At 34.7% G+C, this 24,063-nt stretch carries 27 protein-coding genes; 26 read left to right on the top strand and 1 reads right to left on the bottom strand.

From position 1 onward, the window contains the following. Positions 1 to 60 precede the first annotated feature (60 nt). The 17 genes from ISU00_RS07780 (at position 61) to ISU00_RS07700 (ending at position 13,863) form a co-directional block, all read left to right on the top strand. Positions 61 to 792: a DUF6090 family protein gene (locus ISU00_RS07780; protein ID WP_228853492.1), complete on the top strand. Its 732-nt coding sequence runs from the start codon at positions 61 to 63 to the stop codon at positions 790 to 792. A 190-nt stretch (positions 793 to 982) separates the two neighbouring features. Continuing rightward, positions 983 to 1,774, top strand: coding sequence for a hypothetical protein (locus ISU00_RS07775; protein ID WP_228853491.1), 792 nt, complete (start codon positions 983 to 985; stop codon positions 1,772 to 1,774). A gap of 81 nt (positions 1,775 to 1,855) precedes the next feature. After that, positions 1,856 to 2,218, top strand: coding sequence for a hypothetical protein (locus tag ISU00_RS07770; protein ID WP_228853490.1), 363 nt, complete (start codon positions 1,856 to 1,858; stop codon positions 2,216 to 2,218). 205 nt (positions 2,219 to 2,423) lie between these two features. Continuing rightward, a complete protein-coding gene (locus ISU00_RS07765; protein WP_228853489.1) occupies positions 2,424 to 3,632 on the top strand; it encodes a DUF418 domain-containing protein in 1,209 nt (402 codons plus the stop codon). A 16-nt stretch (positions 3,633 to 3,648) separates the two neighbouring features. Beyond that, positions 3,649 to 4,377, top strand: coding sequence for a DUF6090 family protein (locus ISU00_RS07760; protein ID WP_228853488.1), 729 nt, complete (start codon positions 3,649 to 3,651; stop codon positions 4,375 to 4,377). A 79-nt stretch (positions 4,378 to 4,456) separates the two neighbouring features. Further along, a complete protein-coding gene (locus ISU00_RS07755; protein WP_228853487.1) occupies positions 4,457 to 4,912 on the top strand; it encodes a GNAT family N-acetyltransferase in 456 nt (151 codons plus the stop codon). Between the two features lie 126 nt (positions 4,913 to 5,038). Then, positions 5,039 to 5,554 carry a hypothetical protein gene (locus ISU00_RS07750; RefSeq protein WP_228853486.1) on the top strand — a complete coding sequence of 172 codons (516 nt, stop codon included), beginning with the start codon at positions 5,039 to 5,041 and terminating at the stop codon, positions 5,552 to 5,554. A gap of 168 nt (positions 5,555 to 5,722) precedes the next feature. Continuing rightward, positions 5,723 to 6,250, top strand: a complete 528-nt coding sequence (locus ISU00_RS07745) for a hypothetical protein (protein ID WP_228853485.1) — start codon at positions 5,723 to 5,725, stop codon at positions 6,248 to 6,250. 55 nt (positions 6,251 to 6,305) lie between these two features. Next, positions 6,306 to 6,764, top strand: coding sequence for a YybH family protein (locus ISU00_RS07740; protein WP_228853484.1), 459 nt, complete (start codon positions 6,306 to 6,308; stop codon positions 6,762 to 6,764). 47 nt (positions 6,765 to 6,811) lie between these two features. Next, positions 6,812 to 6,964 carry a hypothetical protein gene (locus ISU00_RS07735; RefSeq protein ID WP_228853483.1) on the top strand — a complete coding sequence of 51 codons (153 nt, stop codon included), beginning with the start codon at positions 6,812 to 6,814 and terminating at the stop codon, positions 6,962 to 6,964. Between the two features lie 158 nt (positions 6,965 to 7,122). Continuing rightward, complete coding sequence (locus ISU00_RS07730) at positions 7,123 to 9,114, top strand: S9 family peptidase (RefSeq protein WP_228853482.1); 1,992 nt, start codon at positions 7,123 to 7,125, stop codon at positions 9,112 to 9,114. 157 nt (positions 9,115 to 9,271) lie between these two features. Then, positions 9,272 to 10,195: an alpha/beta hydrolase gene (locus tag ISU00_RS07725; protein ID WP_228853481.1), complete on the top strand. Its 924-nt coding sequence runs from the start codon at positions 9,272 to 9,274 to the stop codon at positions 10,193 to 10,195. Between the two features lie 48 nt (positions 10,196 to 10,243). Further along, the gene (locus tag ISU00_RS07720; protein ID WP_228853480.1) at positions 10,244 to 10,594 is read left to right on the top strand and encodes a hypothetical protein; all 351 of its coding nucleotides are present in this window, start codon (positions 10,244 to 10,246) and stop codon (positions 10,592 to 10,594) included. A 104-nt stretch (positions 10,595 to 10,698) separates the two neighbouring features. Beyond that, positions 10,699 to 11,493, top strand: coding sequence for a cation transporter (locus ISU00_RS07715; RefSeq protein WP_228853479.1), 795 nt, complete (start codon positions 10,699 to 10,701; stop codon positions 11,491 to 11,493). A gap of 88 nt (positions 11,494 to 11,581) precedes the next feature. Beyond that, complete coding sequence (locus tag ISU00_RS07710; protein ID WP_228853478.1) at positions 11,582 to 12,073, top strand: DinB family protein; 492 nt, start codon at positions 11,582 to 11,584, stop codon at positions 12,071 to 12,073. Positions 12,074 to 12,148: 75 nt separating this feature from the next. Then, positions 12,149 to 13,321 carry an alpha/beta hydrolase-fold protein gene (locus ISU00_RS07705; protein WP_228853477.1) on the top strand — a complete coding sequence of 391 codons (1,173 nt, stop codon included), beginning with the start codon at positions 12,149 to 12,151 and terminating at the stop codon, positions 13,319 to 13,321. Positions 13,322 to 13,422: 101 nt separating this feature from the next. Next, complete coding sequence (locus ISU00_RS07700; RefSeq protein WP_228853476.1) at positions 13,423 to 13,863, top strand: lipocalin-like domain-containing protein; 441 nt, start codon at positions 13,423 to 13,425, stop codon at positions 13,861 to 13,863. 64 nt (positions 13,864 to 13,927) lie between these two features. Here the strand turns inward: ISU00_RS07700 and ISU00_RS07695 are convergent, their stop codons facing one another. Further along, the gene (locus ISU00_RS07695; RefSeq protein WP_228853475.1) at positions 13,928 to 15,709 is read right to left on the bottom strand and encodes a tetratricopeptide repeat protein; all 1,782 of its coding nucleotides are present in this window, start codon (positions 15,707 to 15,709) and stop codon (positions 13,928 to 13,930) included. A gap of 179 nt (positions 15,710 to 15,888) precedes the next feature. Between ISU00_RS07695 and ISU00_RS07690 the strand changes: the two genes are divergently transcribed. From ISU00_RS07690 to ISU00_RS07650, 9 genes are all read left to right on the top strand, one after another. After that, positions 15,889 to 16,722, top strand: a complete 834-nt coding sequence (locus ISU00_RS07690) for an AraC family transcriptional regulator (protein WP_228853474.1) — start codon at positions 15,889 to 15,891, stop codon at positions 16,720 to 16,722. Positions 16,723 to 16,815: 93 nt separating this feature from the next. Continuing rightward, positions 16,816 to 17,400 carry an ester cyclase gene (locus ISU00_RS07685; RefSeq protein ID WP_228853473.1) on the top strand — a complete coding sequence of 195 codons (585 nt, stop codon included), beginning with the start codon at positions 16,816 to 16,818 and terminating at the stop codon, positions 17,398 to 17,400. 40 nt (positions 17,401 to 17,440) lie between these two features. Beyond that, positions 17,441 to 18,283, top strand: a complete 843-nt coding sequence (locus ISU00_RS07680; RefSeq protein WP_228853472.1) for an SDR family oxidoreductase — start codon at positions 17,441 to 17,443, stop codon at positions 18,281 to 18,283. A gap of 112 nt (positions 18,284 to 18,395) precedes the next feature. Continuing rightward, on the top strand, positions 18,396 to 19,226 hold the full coding sequence (gene ygiD, locus ISU00_RS07675) for a 4,5-DOPA-extradiol-dioxygenase (RefSeq protein ID WP_449500883.1): 831 nt from the start codon (positions 18,396 to 18,398) through the stop codon (positions 19,224 to 19,226). 172 nt (positions 19,227 to 19,398) lie between these two features. After that, positions 19,399 to 20,346 carry an NmrA/HSCARG family protein gene (locus ISU00_RS07670; RefSeq protein ID WP_228853470.1) on the top strand — a complete coding sequence of 316 codons (948 nt, stop codon included), beginning with the start codon at positions 19,399 to 19,401 and terminating at the stop codon, positions 20,344 to 20,346. Between the two features lie 64 nt (positions 20,347 to 20,410). Continuing rightward, positions 20,411 to 21,121: a VIT1/CCC1 transporter family protein gene (locus ISU00_RS07665; protein WP_228853469.1), complete on the top strand. Its 711-nt coding sequence runs from the start codon at positions 20,411 to 20,413 to the stop codon at positions 21,119 to 21,121. A 190-nt stretch (positions 21,122 to 21,311) separates the two neighbouring features. Further along, positions 21,312 to 22,163, top strand: a complete 852-nt coding sequence (locus tag ISU00_RS07660) for a DUF5694 domain-containing protein (RefSeq protein WP_228853468.1) — start codon at positions 21,312 to 21,314, stop codon at positions 22,161 to 22,163. A gap of 61 nt (positions 22,164 to 22,224) precedes the next feature. Then, positions 22,225 to 22,968 (top strand): hypothetical protein, encoded by a 744-nt coding sequence (locus tag ISU00_RS07655; protein WP_228853467.1) that lies wholly within the window; start codon positions 22,225 to 22,227, stop codon positions 22,966 to 22,968. 191 nt (positions 22,969 to 23,159) lie between these two features. After that, the gene (locus ISU00_RS07650) at positions 23,160 to 24,044 is read left to right on the top strand and encodes an SDR family NAD(P)-dependent oxidoreductase (RefSeq protein WP_228853466.1); all 885 of its coding nucleotides are present in this window, start codon (positions 23,160 to 23,162) and stop codon (positions 24,042 to 24,044) included. Positions 24,045 to 24,063: the final 19 nt, after the last annotated feature.

Here is a 24,063-nt window from a genome sequence, read left to right as displayed (position 1 = left end):
TGTATAACCAACCGCTTACTAATGATAAAATTCTTCAGGAAAATTCGCCAAAACTTACTTATGGAAAATAAAACTGAAGTGTATATTAAATATGCAATTGGTGAAATTATCCTCGTGGTTATTGGAATTTTGATCGCATTGCAAATTAACAATTGGAATGAAGAAAGAAAAGACAACATAGCAGAAAACAATGCTTTGGTAGCCCTGAAAAATGAATTTGACTGGAATATAAAGCGTTTGCAAAATATATGTCAAGGCAGGAATTCGGCGTATTCAGATCGTTTAAAGTACTGGAACCTCATCACAAACGACTCCATTCCTTTCGAAACCAAATTCGAGGCATATCCTAAGGGCTTCTTTGGAGGTAGCTGGGCCGCTCAAAACACTGTTTTGAATGGGTTAGTAAATTCTGGTCAAATTGATAATATTAAAAATGATACTTTAAAAAAATTATTAATCTCATGGCCTAATCAAGTAAAATTTTGGGATGATGATGAGGACAAGTGGCAGGACGCAAACACTAATTTAAGTAATTACTTAATAACCAGGCTAAGAAGAGTCCCTGCCTTCACTTCTGAAGGAAACCTTTGGCAATCTAACTATGAGAATTACAACGATGAAATAAAAAGCCAAACTCTGTCCTTTATCAATGATTTGGAGTACCAGAACCTGCTTTCAAAAAATATTAATCAGTTGTACATTCTAACCATACACTGTGATCGACTGATGGCTACTTATCAAAAAATCATTTCAAACTTAAATAGGGAAATTAAACTTAGAAATATAAAATAAGCAGTTTATAAAGAATCAATATTAAAAACCTAAAATACAATGGGGACTATACGAAATTAAAATGGCCTTACGTGTCAGGATTTAACTCAAATTTGCTATTGTTCAACTACAGCAAAAAGAGCCCTGAGGATATTTCTGCAACGAACCCATAACCAAACACGTTGTGCTTCATTTATATTACCAATAACCAATGATAAAATTCTTTAGAAAAATTAGACAAAAACTAATCTCTGAAAACAAATTCAGCAAGTACCTCTTTTATGCTCTTGGAGAAATAATTCTTGTTGTAATTGGAATTTTAATAGCACTTCAAGTTAATAATCTAAATGATAAAAGGAATATTGAAGCCAACACAAAAAACAACTTAATTACACTTAGGGCCGAATTAATATCCAATAAGGAAAAATTGAAATTTAATATAGATGTCGTAAATGCCCAAATCAGAAATAGCCTTAATCTGATCGATTCATTAAATAAAAACATGGATTTGGATGATAAAGATCTATTCCTTTTAAATAAAATAGGAAAATTAGGCCCACTAAGACTTAAATCTTTAACAACAACGTCACTTAGTGATTTTATTAATTCTGGTTATTATAGCGCCTTTTTAACGGGTGAGATTAAGAACAATTTATTAGTGTATAATTCAGAAATCCAAAACGTCAATGTTACTCTTGATAGATTTGAAGAATACTGGAAAGAAATTGAGTTACCATATCTCACTAATCACTTTAGTATTTTAGATATGTATACACAAAGCCTCTCCAATCCGAGTGAACAAGCTAATAGATTGACAGACAACACAATTCTGAAATCGAATAAAAAATATTTTACAAATGACCTTGAAGCTTTTTTCAATAATCGAGAATTTGCGAGTATGTATACAGCAAGGTTTGCGGAATTAAGAGCCGTTTTTTATGCTATGGATTCATTAATTAGCTCTATTGACAACCTAATAAAAAGCATAAACACAATCCTTTGAAAACGAAACCACATCAATGTGTATAAAGCATTAAATTGGTTCTTAAAGGAGGTAGTTGTACACCATTAAAAAAATCAAGACTTGAAATTTATCTTTATAGGATTAATCTTCATCGTTATTTTATATTCCATAATCTTAGCTAAAAATCAGCTATTAGAAGATAACAAAACAAAACCCTTCACATCTGTTTCGGCCCTTATGTTAATGGCAATAATCATTTCAATTTTCCTTTCCACTACAATTGCCTTAAATGCTGAAATTTCAGCTAGTTCGGGCCATGGGGGTTTCATCTATATTATTTATCCAAGCCTATATGGAATAATAATCTTAATGGGCTATTTGGTTTCTCTGGGCTTAATCCCAAAATGGAAATATGCCTTAGGAATTAGCTGTGTTTTGCTCAATATAGTAATCGGGCTTATCTATGCCTTAATTGAAATTTAAAGCGGTTAATTTTTCAGAAAACCTATGGTTTCATATCTCCCATAATTAATAGGGCTATTTGGAATTTACGAGCCGCCAAATTTCCATCATTTTACTATCTTAGTCTTATACCTACACAAAGCTGAAAAATAAAAGACGTTAGTGATCTTTTAAAACATACGCTGCGCCATAAAAAAGCTTATCAAACTAACAACCAAAAAGACTAATGAAGAGAATTGAGGAAATAGATGCAATGAGAGGTTTTGCGTTATTTGGCATCATAATGACGCATATGTTTCAAGGCTATCCAGCAAGCTTCACGCCGCCGAAGTACGTGGGATTTAATATGATTTTTCCAATAGATTCAGTTTCTCAAACTATAATTCAAAATTTATTTGTAGGGAAATTTTATGCGATTTTCTCAATGCTTTTCGGATTAAGTTTCTATTTGATATTAGGCCAAAAGGAAAATTCCAGTGCTTTAAAATTTGCCTGGCGCCTTGTCTTGCTTTTTCTTATTGGGTATATCCACCATATACATTATCGTGGAGATTTTTTAACGGTGTATGCTGTATTTGGAATGGCTTTAATTCCATTTAGAAAATTCCCAACAAAGCTAATTTTGATTCTTGGATTGTTCTTTGCGTTGAATGTTCCCGGTAATTTTATTAAAGCCATTGCACTTATTCAGCCGCCAGTTCCGGTAAATCAACCTGGCGCGATAAATCCAAATCCGGTAGAAATGGCTATGAATTACTTTCAATTAATCCTCGATGGCGAATACCAAAAGCTACTTGTTTCAAATAGTACGATAGGATTTATCAATAAGTATAATTATCTGAAATTTAGTGGTAGGCTTTGGGTAATACCGGGTTTGTTTTTATTGGGTCTCTGGGTTGGACGAAAAAAATGGCACGAGAATATCGAAAAAATTCCACTTAAAAAATTAATTCTTGTTACGGCATTTATTGGTATTCCATTAGTCGTAATTAATTTCTATTTGTCAGCACCAGCAAATTCTGAATTGACTCGATTTGTTGGGTCTATTGCCAAGGATGTCTCTAATATTTTTATTCCACTTCTTTACATTGGATTAGTACTTCTTCTATATAAATCAATTAAAACACAGAAAATAGTAAAACAATTAATACCCGTCGGAAAAATGGGTCTAACAACATATGTTTTACAATCTGCTTTCGGAATTTTCATTTTTTACGGTTACGGATTAGGCTTGTTATTGAAATTATCAGGAACAGTGGCATTGTTACTCGGACTACTTTTTTTTATAGGACAGATATATTTTAGTAAGTGGTGGTTTAGTAAATATAGATTTGGGCCACTAGAATGGTTCTGGAGAAGTGGAACAAATAGGAGTTGGCAAACTATGAAAGTGCAAAATTCTGAAATAAACAATATTCAAATAACTATTAAGTGATAACCATCTATACCCAATGATAAAATTCTTTAGAAATATTAGACAAAATTTGCTGTCTGAAAATAAATTTACTCGGTATTTTATTTATGCTATAGGAGAAGTAATATTAGTAGTTATTGGAATTTTGATTGCACTACAAATCAATAATGCGAATGATATTTCAAAACAGAAACAAAAAGCAATAAACTACAATAAAACCCTTATTAATGAACTAAGAACCGATTTAGATAGATTGAATCAATTAGACACTATGTGCTTTCTTAAACGGAAAGAAATAACTAATTATTTATCCTATTTTATAAATCCCGATAAGGGAATTGATGTCTTAATCCAAAAAATGCCTGACGTTAGTTATTTCGGCGACTACTACCAAAGCATTGCCTATACCGTTGATGATATCATTAATACCGGAAGCCTTGAAATTTTTAGCGACAAGACCAAACATGCCATACTAGAATTTAAAGCCGTTCAGGACTTTTATGAAAAAAACCGCGCGGAAGTAGTTCAAAAATGGGTCTTGAGTGATCTTGAATTTGAAAATGCGGTTGACATGCTTTCATTTTATGAAACTCCAACAAATAGGTCAGAAAACCCAAATGACTGGAGATTAGATCTAAATTCGGACCAATACAGATTATTTAACAACAGGGCACTTTCATTATTACGAACTTATCATTTTCGAATAGATCAAAACGAGAAAGCAAGACAAAGCATTGAAAAACTATTACATGTGTTGGAGGAATAAACTAAGCTGAATAAGCTATAAGTAATCGCTTGTTCTAAACTATTGAACTTAATTAGGATCAATAACTCGCAAAAGTACCATGATTAAAAAACTCCAAAACAGTGATATAGAAACATCAAAACAGATCTTTTCTGTTTTTCAATTATCATATGCTGTTGAAGCAGAACTTTTAAAGGCAAATGACTTTCCTCCTCTTAAAAGACCTTTTGAAAGTTTTCTTAAAAGCCCTAATGATTTCTATGGATATTTTGAAGAGGATGAATTGGCTGGTGTAATAGAAATTGAACAAACAGAACAACTCACAGACATCAATAGTTTGGTTGTGAACCCGAAATTTTTTAGACGTGGAATAGGAAGAAAATTGATAGAATTCACATTTAATAAATTTGATTCTAAACTTTTTATTGTTGAAACAGGTGTTAAAAACAATCCAGCTACAGAGTTATATAAAAAACTAGGATTCAAAGAAATAAAACAATGGGATACAGACTTTGGAGTTAGAAAAATACTATTTGAAAAAAGGATAAATAATTAAACCCTACAGGTTTTAGCAACCATTATTTGCGATTGCATTTCGTAATTTCCTCACCAACCAAAACTCCTTAATTTTATTATCTTAGCCCAAATTCATTAATAAATTGCACCAACCCCAAAGCCTTACATGAACAAAATTATATTCTTTACCCTATTGTCGATATTCATAACGTCTTGTTCTTCAACCTCCACTACTACAACCTTAGGAAATAATAAACCTATTTATTATGATTTTGCTGATAAAGTAAGTACGGAACAGTTACAATTTATACAATCAACTTATGGTTGGGATAATGAAGAAATTTTAATCATTCACTACAACCAACCCATTTCTAGCTGCCATTTTGATAATAATAAAATAACTTCACAAGGAAAGAAATTCCGGAAAGATTTTTATGCCACTATAGATACCGAAAATTGCTTGTATATTCAGGTGCTATCAAATGGAGAACGTGTAAAAAATAAACTTGACAACATCACCTATTTTGATGATGCCGATGATTTTCTTTTAGATAATTTCTTCAAAAGAAAAAAGTCTTGTTTTGGTGTTTTAGTGATTAATCAAACTGGTTCTTATTTTCAATTCAACGGGCATTATTCTGAAAAACAAGTCGCAACTTTTATTGAAGAATTAAAAAGTTAAATAACCATTACAACAAGCTGTAACTGTAATATTCTAGAAAATTTCTTGCAGAAATATACTCCCCTACCCAAAATCCCTTCATTTTACTATCTTAGATACAATCAACATAACTCCCCGTTTTTCATATTGTTGGACCTACAAATAACTAACCTATTTTTTTGAAAGAACATGGAAAACAGAATTCAAAAGATCAGTATTATTACTGAAATAGTGGGTGCTATCGCGATTGTCATTTCACTAATTTTTGTTGGCATCCAATTCACAGAAAACACAAAAGCAACCAAATCCGCCACAGCCGCGAGTACGGTTGCAACCATTTCATCTTGGTATAATGAAATGGGTAATAACCAACAATCAAGTAGCCTTTTTTATAATTTCATGGCTGACCCTGAAGCCTTAACCTCAGAAGAACGGTTTCAAGTCATTATAAGTTTGCACGGTCTGTTTTTAACGTTTCAAAACAGTTACTATTTAAGTCAGCAGGGAACACTAGATTCACACATAGAAGAATCCATTACAAAAGCCGCTATTGGTGTAAAAGACCAGCCTGGATTTCGCCTTTTCTGGAAGTTGCGAAGGGAATTATTCTTTCCAGAATTTCAGAATCATATAGATGAAATTGTGGATACCGACATAGAAATATCTGAAGGAATGTATAAGTCCGTCGACGAGCAAAAACCAACTGATCAAGAATAGTAATCACACCAACTATTCATAAACCATAACAAGTTGAATTATTTGAATTAAAGCAATGAAAACAAAATCCCGACTTATTTTTCTTATACTCTCCTTAATAATTCACTTCAATGCCAAGGCACAAAATGAGCAGTCAGAGTCCGCAATGGAAGCTGCAACTAATTTTATAACAGCCTTTAATAATTTTGATTGGACAACATTTCAGGAATCCTTTACCGAGGATGCTACTATCTTCTATCCTTTGTGGGAGCATGCAAAAAGGGTAAAAGGGAGAAAGGACATTGATGCTGTTTGGCTTACAGTTTTTCCAGAATTTAATGATTCAGAAAATACAAGAACATTACAAATAAGCCCGAAGGACATTAATATTCAAACCTATCAAAACACTGCAATTGTTACTTTCCATTTAGGTAGCGGCGAAAGTTCGTTGTCGCGACGAACTTTAGTAATGATTATGGAAAATGGAAAATGGAAGATTGCACATTTACATTCCTCGAATCTAAAAAAGGGTTAAATAGCATTAAAGAAGGGCGATATTTACTGATTCAAAAACTCATAGTAATGGAAAGAAAATTAAAAGTGAAGGAATTCTATAAAAAGCAAAAACTGTTGGAATTTGTCAATTCCAATTCCAGTAAAATAGATATTTTGTCCATCACCACGAGCCAAGAAGCATTTTTCTTTAAACACTTATTGTGGTATTATGACAAATAATTAAGTTCTGATTTATTCTTAATAATTTGGAAATCACAATTCAATACGCCCTGCTATTCTCTACTTAAAAAGAGTGCTGTCATTTTAGTATCTTAGTTAGCAACCAATTGTTAGAGTATTTATACACGTATTCCTATCCAATTATTAAATCAACCAAAATGAAAAAGTTTAGATTGGCCCCAACCGTAATCCTATTTACCCTACTATTTTTTAGTGTTCCGAACTTCCAAAAAATTCAGGCCCAATCATCAATTTTAACCTTGGATCATTTTGATGTGTTAGTTGATTTGGGTAATCCAAAGATAAGTCCTGACGGAAACAACATTCTTTTATTAAGCAGAAAAGCAGATTTTGAGGACAATAAATACATAAACACTTTATGGTTGGTCGATATAAATACCCGCGAAAAAAAGGCCTTAACCCACGATAGACCTAGCATTAATTCTCCAGAGTGGTCGACAGATGGCAAGTCTATTACATTTCTTTCAGCAGGAAAAAACAAGAAACCTCAAATATTTAAAATGCCCCTTCAAGGAGGTGAGGCCCTGCAGGTAACGAATAGCAAAGTTGGAATCATGGATTATAAAATGAGTCCTGATGGCCATTTATTCGCGTTCATTGAAAAAGATTCTATTATTGAAAAGAGTGGAGTTGAAAAGCACAACAAATCTTTTGAAGTCGGCTACGATTGGTATTTGGCAGAGGAAGAACCAAGACCTACCAATATTTGGATATGTTCCGAAAATGGAGATAATAAAATCAAATTAACTTCAGGGGAATTGGGTGAAAGCATTAATGCAGGAAGCCTTCAATGGTCATCGGATAGCAAAAAATTAGTATTTACGGTAAAGCCAAAGCCGCACTCTTCCGAATTTTTAAAAAATTCCCTACAACTTATTGATATAGAAACGAAGGAAACCACTGTTCTGGACAAAGGACCCGGAGTACCTTCCAATCCATCATTTTCTAAAGATGGATCTCTCGTGTTATACAGCAAAGCAGTTGGCCCAGAACCCGGTTTTAATCCTAATGGCATATTCTCTGCTGACTTAATGGGAAGTGGGTCCAAATATATATCTAAAGACATAGACCGTAACCTTAGGGATCATGTTTGGTTTAGGGATCAATCCTTTTTAACCGGAGCGTCTGATGGAACGAAGGTGAGTTTATGGAGAGGGAATTTAAGTGGGGACTTAAAGAAAATAGATACAAAAGGAATTTTACCGTCACTTGGCAACATAGATATTGGACCAGCAGATCAAATTGTATTCATTGGTTCTACTTCTCAAAAGGCTTCCGAACTGTATTATATGAAGACCCCTAACAGTACTCCTATTAAATTAAGTTCATTTAATGATGCTATTTCCAATTTAAAACTAGGAAAGGTAAGCTCAATCAACTGGAAGGGAGAAGATGATTTTTATGAAGATGGTGTATTAACCTATCCCCCCGATTTTACCGATGGTAAAAAATACCCCTTGGTATTATACATACATGGCGGACCCATGGGTGCTTCCCTTGAAACTTTTAATTTTTTCGCACAAGCCTTCGCTTCAAACGGTTGGATTGTTTTCCAACCAAATTATAGGGGCAGCAATAATCTAGGGAAAGCCTATCAAACTTCCGTTATAAATGATGCAGGTGAAGGTCCAGGTAAGGATGTGATGACTGGCATTGAAGCAATAAAAAAGATGGGGATTATCGATGATGGCCAAATGGCAGTATCAGGTTGGTCCTATGGAGGGTATATGACGGTTTGGTTAACCTCCCATTACCAAGGCTGGAAATCTGCTGTTGCAGGTGCGGCGGTAACCGATTGGTTTGATTGGTATAATATGGCTGATATGAATATTTGGGCAGGTTATGGTCTAGGCGGATCGCCGTGGCTAAATGATAATGCAGAAAATTACCGCAAACAATCGCCCATTACATATGCACACCAAATTAAGACCCCTACACTTATTTTGTCTAATACATTAGACCAAAGGGTTACGGTTACCCAATCGTACAAACTATTTCATAACTTAAAAGACAACGGTACGGAAACAAAATTTGTAGCTTATCCGATTCCGGGACATTTTCCTGCTGACCCTGTTCATAGAAAAGATGTCTATAAGCGTTGGACCCAATGGATAAAGGATCATTTCTGAAACTAGAATAATTGCAAGGGTTCATTAATTTATATCTAGGCTGATAACAATTACCTTAAATGCCAAATAACCCATTTACGATAATTGTTCTCGACCAACGCAGCTTTATTTTAGAAACAGCCTACTTTATTATTACTAACCAGTTAACTCAAAAGACATGGAACTAAGAAATATTGTGAATTTGGCATTTATTTATCTGTTGCTTTTAACTTCTGCGTTTGGTCAAGAGAGTTTAGAAAAGAATTTGTTGCCAAATGTAAGCGAAACCGAATTTCAAACAATTGTCCAATTTTATGAATACGACAAGAATATTCCATTAGATGCAAGGGTTGTAGGAACCCAAGAGCTTGACTATGGCATAAGGGAAAAAATTGTATTTAAAGGAATCAATAACTCAATAGTTCCGGCCTATATAGTAATCCCGAAAAACAAAACAGAACCCCATCCTGTGGTTGCCCTTGTGGATGGTATATTTGGCTCAAAAGAGCGGTGGTTTCAGGATGATAGCTGGCCGAAGGGTGGCCTTATGACAACGTCTTTAGTCAAGGCTGGCTTTGCAGTAATTATTCTAGACGCAGTAAATCATGGTGAAAGAGCATGGGAATATGGTTATAACAGCCCTCCTTGGCCATTTTCATATCCGAATGAATTTCGGCAAATGGTGATTCAAACCGCAACAGAATACCGCAGGGCGTTTGATTATTTAGCGACCCGAAGTGAATTCGAAACTTCAAAAATTGGTATGCTTGGATTAAGTATGGGGGCATTAATCACATTTGAACTTACAAGCATAGATGCAAGAATAAAAACTGCTATTGCGGGGGTAGTTCCACCGCTAAGACGAAAAGATTTGCAAGCGGTTGATGTGTGTACATTTGCCAGCTATGTTAATAGCAGTTCCTTTTTAATGTTTATGGGGAATGAAGACCCTCTATATTCAATGGAAGAAGCAGAAGAAATCTTTAATCGAATTCCGATAAAGGAAAAAGAATTCGTTGAATATAATGCTGGTCATGAACCACCGATTGAATATGTAGACAAGGCAACTAATTGGTTCACCTTGTATTTAAAACAATTTTAAAGCTATTATCAGTTTCTCAAATTATAAAGTACAACTAAATTCAACCCAATGAAAAACGATAAATTTTTAAAAACCCTATTAATCTGGTTACCTTCAATGATAATTTCATTGTTTTTCATACTGAATGCATTTGATAAAATTCTCAATTCAAACCAGTCTGATAAAATTATTACTAACAGTGCCATTATGATTTCAACCGGTATATTTCTTTTGGTTGCCACGGCCATGTTTCTGTACAATAAGACAATCTTCATAGGCACTTTACTGTTGTCGCTGTATATGACTGTAATTGTGTTCATACATATGTATAAAGGAAAACCTTATGAACTGACAATACTAATAGTAATGGCGACCATATTTGCTTCTTTCATCAGGAAACGGCAACTTTTCGAAAATTGATTACAGAATCGACTAGAGAACCAAAATTTAACCCAAAGACAAGAGGATTATAGGAGCAACAAAAAGTCTAGTATTTTTGCTAATCTTTCTATTATACTATTATAATGAAAAAGTCAATTTTCGAAATATCAAAAATGGACTGCCCTTCTGAAGAAAATCTCATTAGAATAAACTTGGACGAATTTTCCTCAATTAAACATCTAGATTTTGACATTCCAAACAGAAAACTCACCATTTTTCATACTTCTGAAATTGAGGGAATTGAAAGATCTCTTCAAAAATTGAATCTTGGCACTAAAAGATTAGGAACGGAACAAATCGACCCTGTGGATTTTGAGAAAGATACAGGTCAAAAGAAACTTCTATGGACTGTTTTATCCATCAATTTTGCATTTTTTATTATTGAAATGACAACAGGATTGATCTCCAAATCTATGGGGTTAGTTGCTGATAGCTTGGATATGCTTGCCGATTCATTTGTTTATGGGATAAGTCTTTTTGCAGTAGGAGGCTCAGTAATACGGAAAAAGAAAATCGCCAATATCGCAGGTTACTTTCAGATTTTATTGGCCGTCATTGGTTTTATAGAAGTATTAAGACGCTTCTTCGGAAGTGAAAATATTCCCGATTTTTCGACCATGATTATTGTGTCAATTTTTGCATTAATCGCCAATGGTATTTGTCTTTATCTCCTTCAAAAATCTAAGAGTAAGAAAGAGGCCCATATGAAGGCAAGCATGATTTTTACCTCTAATGATGTTATAATTAATATTGGTGTAATTGTAGCTGGTCTACTTGTAAATTGGCTAAACTCCAATAAACCAGATTTAATAATAGGGACTATTGTTTTTATTCTTGTAATCCAAGGTGCGGTTAGGATACTAAAAATCGGAAATTAACTCAGAACTAGTCCAGATTACTCATTTTCCCCAAATTAGTATCTTAGTTTAGCAACTATGCTCGTATTTCTATAAACCAGCTATTAGGATGAAAGAGGTTAATTATATCATAGAATGTTTGGAAAGAACACCTTTAATTCTTCAAAGTTTGCTCAACCAAATCCCTGAAGGCCTTTTTAAAATTAGAAGGGTAAAACACAAATGGAGTATCCATGAACAAGTATGTCATTTGGTAGAGGCTCAGGATATTTTAACGGGAAGGTTCAAACAATTTAAGAATGAACCATTTCCACAGATAAAATCATATTCTCCTCCTTCTGCTGAAAATTATTACTTAGAGATGGATATGAATTCAGCATTAACCAAGTTTCCTGAAATTCGAAAAGGTATGGTTAAAATGCTGAGGGGGTTTGAGGATAATTATTGGACACTGGATGGGGAGCATAATTTGTACTTACCTTATAATACCAAATTATTGCTTAGCCATACCTTAAATGTTGATTACGCTCATTTATTTAGTATTGAACAACTTGGGCTCACAAAATTGGGATTTGAAGAGGGTATAATAACCATCCCATAAATCAACTCAAGAACGATAACTGTTCAAAACACATAAAGTTTAAAGGATTCTATTACTTTGACAAAAATTAAAAGAATGAAACATCACCTTTTAGCAATCATTTTATTCCTAATTGGCATACATCAATTAAAATCCCAAAATGAAAATGGTATTGTTATTGGATCTAAGCATATTATACAGTCAACCCTTCTAAATGAAGAACGCGAGTATTGGGTTAACCTACCTGAATCTTACCACAAAGCAGAATTATCCTATAAAAAATACCCTATTCTAATGATACTTGATGGGAATGCGCATTTTAAATCCATTTCTGGAATGGTAAACTATATGAGCACTGGATACAATGGTAACCTTAAAATTCCGGAAATGATTGTTGTTGCAATACAAAATGTGAATAGGCTTAGAGATTTTACCCCTGACAAGGTGGTCACCATAAGGAAAAATGACTCAGGAGGGGGAGAACAATTTTTGAGTTTCTTAGAAAATGAACTGATCCCCGAATTGGAAAGAAACTATAGAACAGAACCATACCGAATTCTTTTTGGGCATTCTCTTGGGGGTTTATTGGCGGTCCATACATTCCTCAAAGCACAAACAAATTTTAATGCTTTCATAGCAGTTGACCCTAGCTTCGGCACTTGGGATGCAGAAACAATGGATAGTAAATTAGAAAGCGTCACTGACAATTCATTCCGGCGTTTTCTATATATAGCAACCGCAAATTGGGGCAGGAGAAACATTAGAAATCGAGATCGGCATATTCGTTTTTATGAAGCCCTACATAGCAAAAGTAAAAATGAATTTAATGCCAAACTTGAATATTTCGAAAACGAAAACCATGGCTCCGTACCTCCAATTGCTTTTTATAATGGGATTTCAGCGATTTTTGATGGTTATGGTATAAACTACCAATCCATTGAAACTACAGAACAACTTTCAAAACATTTCCAGAAGCTTTCTCAAAGGTTATCATGGGATATGAAACCTCCTGAAGAACTTGTTAATAGAGTAGCTTATCGCATGTTACAAGGCAATAGCCAAGGTGAGAAAGTAAAAGCTCTAACCTTTTTTGAATTAAACACCAGGAATTACCCCGAGTCATATAATGCTTTTGATAGTTTAGGCGAAGCCTTTGAAACTTTAGGAAATAATGAAAAGGCTATTGAAAATTATAAAAAATCCCTTGAACTTAATTCAAATAATGCTAATGCAAATCATAAAATTAAATCATTATCTAAAGTGGATTAAGCTTTAGGACTGACTATTTTATATATGTCTTCAAAAATAAATCAAATTAGGATTGGATATCCAAATAATGGAGACACACAAATTAATAAACCTAATTTTCAATGGACAATTCAAAAATAAGTATAACCCAATTTAAAGGTTCATGGGAGTTATATGAGTGGCGAGCGGAATCGATGGAAGGTCATATTGCATATCCTTTTGGACCAGATGCAATTGGTGAAATTGTATATAATGATGATGGGCATATGTCGGTTCAAATAATGAAACCTAATCGGGCAAAATTTGTCTCAGATGACCCTCTAGAAGGTCAGCGAGACGAAATTCTTTCGGCATATAACGGATTTATTGCTTATAGCGGAACTTACGAGGTGAATGAAAAATCAAATCAAGTATTTCATCATATTAAAATAAGTTCATTCCCTAATTGGGTGGGTCAAAAACAAATTAGAAATTTTGAATTTCGTGATAATCAATTAATCCTAAGCACAGATTTTATAGAATCAAGGAAACATAGATTAATCTGGCGCAAAAGAAAGCAATAAAATCAAGAAGCTGATTTAAAAATTTATATCCTGATAGCTTGGTCTCTTTTTACTTATAAAGGACCTATTTCTCTGGTTCATATACAAATGGCGCGGGGTCTGGCAAACCCATTTCCCGAATAAGCTCCAAATAACGAGGATCCTTAATTATTTCTTTTTGCCACATCAATACTCTAATCCACGGATACCAACCATGCTTGTCTTTATAGCTCCAACATTCAATAGCTTTATCTAAATCCCCTAACTGGTTGTACATTATTCCTAAACATAATGCCCCATAGGGCGTAGTTGGTTTATTTTCAAGTTCCTCAATAATGGCTTTGCCTTCTTTCAATTTACCCGCTCTGATTAATGCTGGGCCATAGCCCAAATACTTCCAATCCGGATTAATTTTAGACGCTGCCTTAAGGTTTTTTAATCCTTCTTCCACCTTTTCTTGATCCATCTGAATATTCCCTTTTATCAATAATCCCAAGGCAAAATCGTCGTCCATATGTTCCACTTTTTCTACCTCAGCCAATCCTTTTTCATATTCGCCTACTAATCTATAAATTTCACCAAGCCAAGCTGTATGTAATGGGGTAAATGGGTCTAATTCCTGAGCGCGTTTATGCTCTATTAATGCCTCATTTATTCTGCCAAATAAAACAAGATACCAAGCTCGATGGTAATGGTTATATGCCATATTCGGATTTAATTCATTAGCTCGATTAAATGCATATTCAGCCATATCCCAGTCCCAGCCAAAATAAGTATGGTAATGAGCTAAGGCAGCCCAACCCTCAGCATTCATGGAGTCTAATTGAATGGCACGCATAGCAGCTTCGTAGGCTTTCGGAAATACATCTAGAGGGGGATTAGGGCCATGTCCAATCATCACATAGCCTTCGGCCAGACCAGACCAGGCATAGGTATCACCAGGATTCTTATCCACCGCTTCTTGTAGATACACCATACCCCTCAACCAATTAGAAGGAGTGGATTTGCTTAAATTATATTTTCCTTTTAGGTAAAGCGAGTATGTTTCTGGATTTATAGCTCGAATTGATGATCGATCAACTTTTAATGTTCCTGGCACCACGATTCCCATTTGCCTTTCAATATCATCCGCCACACCCGCCCAAAGTCTTTTTACATTTGTTAAATCATCGGAATAGGTTTTCTCCCAAATAGGGTCTGCCTCTATTGCTTCCTTTAACTGCACGTCTATTGTTAATCTATTCAGTTTTAGATCTAATGAGCCAGTAACAAAATATTCTATTTCGTCCATTTCATTAGTCATTAACATACTAGCCGTACTAAAGGAAGCCGGTAATAATTTAGTCGATGCCTGACTAAGAATGGTAAGCTTTTCCGTTTTTGATAATTCTTCAATAAGCCCATCGGTCATGCCCGATTTGAAATATTCCTCCTGATCAACATTTTCTATTTCAAATGGAATCACAGCTACCTTAGTTGTTTCTTTATCGAGAAGCCCCTGATTCCATAAAGACCCGGCCCAAAAACTTAGGACGATTAGCAATACCACGGCTAATGAAAGCGCTCCTATAATTACGGTATTTAACCGTTTCCTATTAAACGTTTCAACCTCCTGTTTGTTGGTAATGTCCTCTGTTTTCCTAAAACCTTCTGAAGTAAGGTCATATGCCCAAGAAAAAACAACCCAAATTACCAGGCCAATGGATAAAATATAAAAAACAATTTTTTTGGAATAATCAGGAAGGGTAAAGGCATCTATAACAACGAAAGCAATCTGAACAATAACCCAAGCAACAGCCAAATAAGCCAATATGGCTCTAATGACATTGCGCCTTTTAATTTCTGATATGAATTTTGCTAAGTTCATCCCCCTATTGAACTTATATATTAAAGATACGGATTTTTAAGGAAATGATCATTGAAGACGACAAAGGAGGACGGTTCAAACCCTTTATTCTTTGACATTCATATAGAATTCATTGGTTTTATTTAATTTCGGTCAAACCAATATAAAGTTCAATCCAAAAACATTAAATTACAATTCCTTTGAACAAGTTGTTTCACATATTTAAGGTTGATGCTGAAGAGGCAAAAAGGATATCCGAATTGCCTGACGAACCACATAACCATGATTTTGAGGAACTTTTAATTGGGATAGAAGGTGAATTAGAACACTTTATTGATTTTAAGACGTCCACAATTCAAGCTCCCTTTGTAAGTTTTGTAACAAAGGGAAAGGTTCACCGTGTTATTCCCAAAATCCACGACGGGAAATGCGAAATTTGGGGAATCCGTTTTAAAAGTGAGTTTATACCTGAAACTACTTTCCAGCTTTATTCTTTATACCACAATCAGGCCAACATACAATTAGACAAGAATAACTGTTTTCAACGTTTGGTTACAATTTGCACAATGATGTTTGAGGAAACAAAAAGCGATTCGGCAGATTATGGGGTCATTCGCCAACTACTGAGTGTACTTCTTACCATGATTGAGTCGGAACGAAAAAAAACCCTACCCCCAGATGTAAGCCTTCAAAAAACACAACACATTTCGTTTGGTAACTTTTTAAGTATTCTAGAGGAAAACTATCGCAGACCTTTGGGAGTTGAATTTTATGCCGAAAAATTGTTTATGACCTCGAGGAATCTAAACCATATCTGCCAAAATATTTTAGAACAAAGCGTTTCTGAAATAATAGAAACTCGGAAACTTATTGAAGCAAAAAACCTTCTAATATCTACAGACAAAACCATATCGGAAATTGCATTCGATTTGGGTTTTAATGAAGGTTCATACTTCTCAAAAGTGTTTAAGAAGAAAGCGGGGCAGTCTCCCGGAGAGTTTAGGGATGAAATGAGAAATAAACTTATTTCCTAATATTACCCTAATACTTCCGAAATGTGTAAAAAATAAAACCTCAATGGTTTTCATCTTTGTATCATCAATAATTGACATTCAAATAAGAACAAAATGAAAACAAAATTTAAATCACTAGGAAAGCTTTTGCTAATTATAATTGGAACCATTTTTATTGCAACAAGTTGTTCCAATAACGAAGCAGAGCTGCAAGCCAAAATAGAATCTTTGGAGGCTGAGCTACAAACATATCAAGATGAAAAATTATTAATTGAGAACCGCCTTCAAGTTTTTGACACATTGGACTATGAATATTATACCGATCAAAAATGGGATAAGTTTAATGAAAGTCATGCTGATGATATAGTAGTTTACAACCCTGATGGTAGTATTACTGAAGGCCTATACCCTGCTCACATTGATGACTTAAAGCCAATGTTCATTTTTGCGCCAGATACAAAAATCAAAAACCATCCAGTACGTTTTGGAAGTGGTGATTGGACGGCTGTGATAGGCGAATTGGAAGGAACATTTAGTGAGCCCATGCCAATAGGAAATGGAAAAACAATACCTCCGACAGGAAAGTCTTTCAAGTTAACAATGGCAACCATAGGTCAATGGAAAGATGGCAAAATGATTAAAGAGTATCTTTTTTGGGACAATCAATCTTTTATGAAACAAATTGGCCTTGCACAATAAGACTTCACCAAAAACAAATTAATTTAAATACATATTGAAAATGAAAATAGGAATAACAGGAGCGACCGGAAAATTAGGAACTTGGGCCTTAATAAAATTAAAAGACAGAATACCTTCTGATAAAATTGTTGCGCTAGTACGAACTCCAGAAAAACTATACTCGTCAGAAATTGAGGCACGAAAATTCGATTATAATGAACCTGAAAGCTTGGAAGCATCCTTAAAAGGAATTGACAAATTACTTTTGATTTCTGGAAATGAAATAGGAAAACGCTATACGCAACATCAAGCAGTTATTAACGCCGCCAAGGCCGCTGGAGTACAACACATTGTATACACTAGCCTGTTAAATGCAGATAAATCAACCTTGGTGTTGGCAGGTGAACACATGGATACTGAAAAAGCAATAAAAGAATCTGGTTTAGATTATACCATTTTAAGGAATGGATGGTACAATGAAAACTATACGGAATCTGTAGGTAGTGTGGTAGAATTGGGGACATTGTATGGCAGTTCGGGTGAAGGAAAAATTTCATCTGCTTCAAGGGAGGATTATGCTGAAGCAGCAGCCGTAGTGCTTTCTGAGGATTCACATATCAACAAAGCATATGAACTTTCTGGTGATGATGCATACACCATGGAGGATTATGCAAAGGAAATATCTAAACTCATCAACAAAGAAATACCTTACGTTAATATTTCAGAGGAAGAATACAGCAATGCATTAATTGAAGCTGGATTGCCAGAGGGGCTGGCCACTTTTTTGGCTGGCACTCACATCTCGACTTTAAAAGGGGATCTTTATGATGAAAGAAACGAGCTAAGCACTCTTATTGGAAGACCTACAACAAGTATTTCTGAATCCTTATCAAAGGCTTTGTAGTTTAACAGTACAAATCATCAATAATGTTTGTCAACAATAATATTTAATTTGACAAATGAATCGCAAAACGTTTTTAAAATCATTGGCTTTAATGCCTATAATTGGTTCAAACATGAATTTAAGAGACTTGAATAAAATGACCGAACCCTTAAGTAACACAGGTAAAATGCCTGTGTTATTTCTTGGGCACGGAAGCCCTATGAATGCCATAGAGGAAAATGAGTTTGTAGCCGGATTTAGAAGAATTGGTAAAGAAATTACTAAACCTAATGCCATTCTCTGTATATCTGCCCATTGGGAAACCAAAGGAACCTTTGTAACTGCGATGCAAAATCCACCAACAATTCACGATTTTGGTGGATTTCCAAAAGCCTTGTTTGATGTGCAGTACCCCGCGCCAGGAAGTCCAGAATTAGCAAAGGAAACAAAAAGCATCATAACAAAAACTGAAGTCGGTTTAGATGAAAAATGGGGTTTGGACCATGGCGCATGGAGTGTTATAAAGCATTTATATCCAAATGCCGACATCCCTGTAATTCAAATGAGTATTGACTACTCTAAACCCCCACAGTACCATTATGAGTTAGCGAAAGAAATTAATAGCCTTAGGAATAAAGGTGTATTAATTATAGGAAGTGGAAATATGGTGCATAATTTACGTATGGTTGCTTGGAGTAAGCTTAATGAAGAATTTGCTTTTGATTGGGCAACGGAGGCAAACGAAAAAATGAAAAGCTATATTTTAGGTGGTGACCACCAAAGGCTAATTGATTTTAGATCACAGGGCCGGGCATTTGATTTGGCTATCCCTACCCCTGAACATTATTTACCTTTGCTTTATACCTTAGCTTTAAAGGAGAAGAATGAGGAAGTAACTTTATTCAACGATAAACCAGTGGCGGGTTCCCTAACAATGACTTCACTAAAAATTGAAGCTGCATAAGAAATTATTGCCATTTATGGTTTAGGCATAATCCCAAAGATGTGAAATGCTCCAATTGAAATATTACAATTGCGAATTTTATTCTTTGTATCTTATGAGGGTGAAGATAAATGATGGGTAAACCCATTTAAAGTCTACACTGAAGATTACTTTAGAATTAAAAAATTAAAAAATGAGTACTAAATTGATTACCGTATTTGGGGCAACTGGAGCACAAGGAGGAGGGCTTGTGAGAGCCATATTAACTGATAAAAGTTCAGATTTCAAAGTAAGGGCTGTTACAAGGAATGCCTCTTCGGAAAAGGCAAATGCCTTAAAAAAGCAAGGAGCTGAAGTTGTTGAAGCCAATATTGATGATACGGAAAGTATAAAAGCTGCTTTAGATGGAGCCTATGGAGCCTATTTTGTCACGTTTTTCTGGGAGCATTTTTCCGCAGAAAAGGAAATGCAGGAAGTAAAAAACTTCATCGACGCTGCCAAAACTTCCAATTTAAAACATATCATTTGGTCGACATTAGAAGACACAAGAAATTGGGTTCCATTAGATGATGATAGAATGCCAACGCTTCAAGGCAAATATAAAGTCCCACATTTTGATGGCAAAGGAGAAGCGGATAATTTATTTAAGGAAGCAAACTTGCCTGTAACCCTTTTGAGAACTTCTTTTTATTGGGATAATTTTATCTATTTCGGAATGGGGCCTCAAAAAGGAGAAGATGGCAATTACTATATAGCTTTCCCTATGGATGATAAAAAATTGGCTGGTATTGCCGCAGAGGACATTGGAAAATGTGCGTATGGCGTTTTCAAAGAAAATGGCGACATAATTGGAAAGACTATAGGAATTGTTGGAGAAAAATTAAGCGGAAGTGAGATGGCTGCAAAACTTTCTGAAGCCCTAGATATTAATGTTATTTATAATAATGTTAGTCCTGAGACCTATAGAAATTTTGGATTTCCTGGCGCTGACGATTTAGGAAATATGTTCCAGTTTAAAAGAGATTTCAATGATGATTTTAATAGTATTCGCGATGAAGAACTTTCTTTAAAACTAAATTCTGAACTCCAAGACTTTGACAAATGGCTGTCCATAAATGCGGAACGCATTCCGTTGGAATAATTTTCTAGATAGAAAATCCTCACATTATTTTAAAGGTCAATTGTAATTGAAATAATAGACAAACATGCAAACAGAACCTTTGGATGATTATTTAGCTCCCCATTATATCAATCGCAGTAATTGGTTAAGGGCCGCTGTTCTTGGAGCGAACGATGGTATTTTATCGACTGCAAGTATTGCCATCGGTGTTGCCGCGGCAAGTGATACAAGAGAACCCGTAATTTTAGCAACTTTGGCAGGCCTTGTTGCAGGCGCACTCTCCATGGCAGCAGGAGAATATGTTTCCGTAAGCTCACAGACAGATGTAGAAAAAGCAGATATTGAACGAGAAAAAGAAGAATTGAAAGACATGCCTGAAATTGAACTTCAACGACTGGCTGAAATTTATGAACAAAGAGGTTTAAAAAAGGAAACAGCTCTTAATGTAGCAAAGGAACTAACAGAACATGATGCCTTAGGCGCTCATATAAGAGACGAATTGGGGATTAATGAAATAAGCCAAGCAAAACCACTACAAGCCGCAATGGCATCTGGAGCTGCATTTACCGTTGGAGGTTTATTGCCGTTTTTAGTTACCTTATTCCTCCCATTAAGAAGCATGGAATATTGGCTTTATTTCTTTGCCCTTTTTTTCCTGATTATTTTAGGTGCAACAGCGGCCAAAACAGGAGGATCTAATATTGGTAAAGCAATTTTAAGAATTACTTTTTGGGGTACCGTTGCCATGGGACTAACAGCATTAGTAGGATATTTTTTTAATGTGAATGTTGCCTAAGTCATTAAAGCATTTATTTCAAATTGAATCCTTCAAACTAAAACTAAAAAGATTTAAAATCTTATGACATCCCCTTTGAATTTAAAGCTAACTTGAATAGAATTCGTTTTCTACTTGTATTAAACTGGAACTTGACAGATGTAACAAATTGCAGGTGTGGTCGTCATTTTATTAACTAACCACCCTAATAATGAAGTATTTTCAATTTTTCTTCCTCTGTCTCCTTTTAAATTTTTCCTGCACTTCCAATCATAAAAACCAATTACCCTTAAAGGAAATATCTGAATATTTTCCAAAAGAAAAAGCTCAGGTTCTAGTAGTGGGTACATTCCATTTTGATTACCCAGGCTTAGATGCACACAAAACATCTAGCGAAGACAAAATAGATGTTTTAAAAGAGCCAAAAAAATCTGAGGTAACTCAATTGGTTAATTACATTAAAAAGTTCAAACCTAACAAAATTGCCATAGAAGCGTTTGAAAATTGGAATGCAACCGAAAAATTTAGAAGTTATAAATCTGGTGAATACCAAAATAATAGGGATGAACGCTTCCAATTGGCTATGCGTATTGCCTCAGAATTAAAACTAGACACCTTATACTCAATTGATACCGAAACAATGGCTGGCGATTTAGAAAAAATTGACTCGTCTTACGCCCAAGCTCTATTTAAAGATTTCGATTTTCAAAGTGATGATATTTATGAAAATTATTATAGAGACCAGCGTGAGGCTGAAGATAAGGCTATACCGAAGATGAATTTATTGGACTATTTCAAGTACATAAATTCAAAAGAGTATCATCAATACGATTATGGAGCGTATTTAATTGGCGACTTCAAACTAGGCGATTCAAGGGGAGCTGATATTATTTCCTCATGGTGGTACAATCGGAATTTGCGCATATTTAGAAAATTACAACTGATTACTGAAAATGCCAATGATAGAATCTTACTTGTCTTTGGAAATGGCCATGCCTCAGTATTAAGACAAGTTATAGAAGCCTCGCCAGAATACGAATTCATAGAATTTGATAATCTCTAAATACTATTGAAATTGTCACATTTTTGAATATAACATTTGAAAAATTTAAAACATCATAACAATGGAAAGATCTATTGAAAAAAGATTGAATTTATTATCTGCCTATGCCCTTATAAGTACAATTGTCTTTGGCTTTTTATTATTAACATCTGTAAGAAGCCAAGATAAAAATGAGCAATTCGATGAAATTACGGTTAAAAAAATAAATGTCGTTGCAGAAGACGGAGAATTAAGAATGGTATTAAGCAACGAAACTCGGCAGCATCCAGGTCGAATGAATGGCAAAGATTTCGAAAAAAGAGATCGACCTGCAGGAATTCTATTTTTCAATGAAGAAGGTGATGAATGTGGGGGTTTAATATATCATGGAAAAACTGAAAATAGCCAAACTTATTCTGGAATGTCATTTACCATGGACCAATATAAAGAAGATCAGGTCATCCAAATTTTAAATAGCGAATCCTACAAAGACGGAAAGGAACGAATAAGTCGAGGTATTGCAATATCAGATCTACCTACAGGATCAGATCTCATAACTAGAATAAACAAGATAGAGGAACTTCAAAAAAAATTAAAATCCCTTTCTGAGAAAGAAGCTGAAGAGTTAGTTGCGAAAATTGGCAACAGTTTAGGGAGTAAACGACGGTTATTTCTTGGAAGAACCGGCGATAATAATTCAGGCTTATACTTGTCCGATCCAAATGGAGTTGTAAAAATAAAAATCTATGTAGACGAAGGTGGAAATCCTGTTTTCGAGGTTAAGGATAACCAAGGTAATTTCAACAATATCCTAAATGTGGAATAAATTGCTACAATTCTAAATTTTAATTTGTAACACCTACAAATCTCTACAGTATATTAAAATCAACCTTCAATTTATTTGAATTTAAAGATGTCCGAATTTATCTAAGACTCCTTATTTCGGACATCCCAACAATTTTTCCGAGCTAAGTTTGGATTAACAATCGAAACGAGGGTTAATTAAAACGTATACCGATGAAAACAGTAGATTTTAAAAATAAAGTAGTTTGGATAACAGGAGCCTCTTCAGGCATTGGAGCTTCATTAGCAATTCAATTAAATCAATTAGGAGCAACAATAATTGCATCTGCTAGAAGATCGGAAAAACTCACAGAACTTAAAAAAAGCTGTCAGTATCCAAACCAATTTATAACCCTTGAATTAGACATAACCGATTCAAACTCCATAAAAACAGCAATAAACGCTGTAGAAGGTTTAAAGCAATTAGATTTAGTTATTCATAATGCCGGGATTGCACAAAAAGGAATGGTCATTGAAAATGAAATGGAGATTGACCGACAAATTATGGAAACCAATTATTTCGGAACCGTTGCCTTTACAAAGGCAATTATGCCAAAATACCTTGACCAAGGGCATGGTTGGTTTGCTGTAGTTTCCAGTTTTGCAGGAGTAATGGGTATCCCTGGACGTTCCGCTTATGCCGCTTCAAAACATGCTCTTCATGGTTTTTTCGAATCGCTTCAGGCTGAAAATATGAATTGCAACCTTGACGTTAGCTTTGTGATTCCAGGTTTCATAAACACTGAAATAACGGCCAAGGGATTATGTGGAAACGGCAAACCTTTCGGAAGGGTTGAAACCTCACATAAATTAGGAATGACTGCAGACCAATGTGCAAAAGACACCATTAAAGGCCTAATGAAAAAACGCCAGCGAATTGTTGTGGGTAAATTTGAAGTTTATCTATTATCTATTAACAGAATCTCACCACGCCTTGGCAGACTTATAATAAAAAGTCATCCTATGAAGAGAATACGCCTTCTTAAAAAGAAAATCACCAATATTTTCAACTTTGGAGCAAACCACAGTTTAGAACCTCAATTAACACCTAACAACTAGGACAAAAGTGTTGACTTGC

Origin of the sequence: Aegicerativicinus sediminis (genome assembly GCF_015476115.1) — a bacterium.
GTDB lineage: Bacteria > Bacteroidota > Bacteroidia > Flavobacteriales > Flavobacteriaceae > Aegicerativicinus > Aegicerativicinus sediminis.
Note: the sequence above shows the minus strand (reverse complement) of the source record. Positions and strands in the feature narration are given on the sequence as shown.

Excerpts from the sequence above, each read along its gene's own strand:
- ISU00_RS07780 (WP_228853492.1), top strand. The coding sequence starts at position 61 with ATGGAAAATAAAACTGAAGTGTATATTAAATATGCAATTGGTGAAATT.
- ISU00_RS07775 (WP_228853491.1), top strand. The coding sequence starts at position 983 with ATGATAAAATTCTTTAGAAAAATTAGACAAAAACTAATCTCTGAAAAC.
- ISU00_RS07765 (WP_228853489.1), top strand. The coding sequence starts at position 2,424 with ATGAAGAGAATTGAGGAAATAGATGCAATGAGAGGTTTTGCGTTATTT.
- ISU00_RS07760 (WP_228853488.1), top strand. The coding sequence starts at position 3,649 with ATGATAAAATTCTTTAGAAATATTAGACAAAATTTGCTGTCTGAAAAT.
- ISU00_RS07755 (WP_228853487.1), top strand. The coding sequence starts at position 4,457 with ATGATTAAAAAACTCCAAAACAGTGATATAGAAACATCAAAACAGATC.
- ISU00_RS07750 (WP_228853486.1), top strand. The coding sequence starts at position 5,039 with ATGAACAAAATTATATTCTTTACCCTATTGTCGATATTCATAACGTCT.
- ISU00_RS07745 (WP_228853485.1), top strand. The coding sequence starts at position 5,723 with ATGGAAAACAGAATTCAAAAGATCAGTATTATTACTGAAATAGTGGGT.
- ISU00_RS07740 (WP_228853484.1), top strand. The coding sequence starts at position 6,306 with ATGAAAACAAAATCCCGACTTATTTTTCTTATACTCTCCTTAATAATT.
- ISU00_RS07735 (WP_228853483.1), top strand. The coding sequence starts at position 6,812 with ATGGAAAGAAAATTAAAAGTGAAGGAATTCTATAAAAAGCAAAAACTG.
- ISU00_RS07730 (WP_228853482.1), top strand. The coding sequence starts at position 7,123 with ATGAAAAAGTTTAGATTGGCCCCAACCGTAATCCTATTTACCCTACTA.
- ISU00_RS07725 (WP_228853481.1), top strand. The coding sequence starts at position 9,272 with ATGGAACTAAGAAATATTGTGAATTTGGCATTTATTTATCTGTTGCTT.
- ISU00_RS07720 (WP_228853480.1), top strand. The coding sequence starts at position 10,244 with ATGAAAAACGATAAATTTTTAAAAACCCTATTAATCTGGTTACCTTCA.
- ISU00_RS07715 (WP_228853479.1), top strand. The coding sequence starts at position 10,699 with ATGAAAAAGTCAATTTTCGAAATATCAAAAATGGACTGCCCTTCTGAA.
- ISU00_RS07710 (WP_228853478.1), top strand. The coding sequence starts at position 11,582 with ATGAAAGAGGTTAATTATATCATAGAATGTTTGGAAAGAACACCTTTA.
- ISU00_RS07705 (WP_228853477.1), top strand. The coding sequence starts at position 12,149 with ATGAAACATCACCTTTTAGCAATCATTTTATTCCTAATTGGCATACAT.
- ISU00_RS07700 (WP_228853476.1), top strand. The coding sequence starts at position 13,423 with ATGGACAATTCAAAAATAAGTATAACCCAATTTAAAGGTTCATGGGAG.
- ISU00_RS07695 (WP_228853475.1), bottom strand. The coding sequence starts at position 15,709 with ATGAACTTAGCAAAATTCATATCAGAAATTAAAAGGCGCAATGTCATT.
- ISU00_RS07685 (WP_228853473.1), top strand. The coding sequence starts at position 16,816 with ATGAAAACAAAATTTAAATCACTAGGAAAGCTTTTGCTAATTATAATT.
- ISU00_RS07680 (WP_228853472.1), top strand. The coding sequence starts at position 17,441 with ATGAAAATAGGAATAACAGGAGCGACCGGAAAATTAGGAACTTGGGCC.
- ygiD (WP_449500883.1), top strand. The coding sequence starts at position 18,396 with ATGAATTTAAGAGACTTGAATAAAATGACCGAACCCTTAAGTAACACA.
- ISU00_RS07670 (WP_228853470.1), top strand. The coding sequence starts at position 19,399 with ATGAGTACTAAATTGATTACCGTATTTGGGGCAACTGGAGCACAAGGA.
- ISU00_RS07665 (WP_228853469.1), top strand. The coding sequence starts at position 20,411 with ATGCAAACAGAACCTTTGGATGATTATTTAGCTCCCCATTATATCAAT.
- ISU00_RS07660 (WP_228853468.1), top strand. The coding sequence starts at position 21,312 with ATGAAGTATTTTCAATTTTTCTTCCTCTGTCTCCTTTTAAATTTTTCC.
- ISU00_RS07655 (WP_228853467.1), top strand. The coding sequence starts at position 22,225 with ATGGAAAGATCTATTGAAAAAAGATTGAATTTATTATCTGCCTATGCC.
- ISU00_RS07650 (WP_228853466.1), top strand. The coding sequence starts at position 23,160 with ATGAAAACAGTAGATTTTAAAAATAAAGTAGTTTGGATAACAGGAGCC.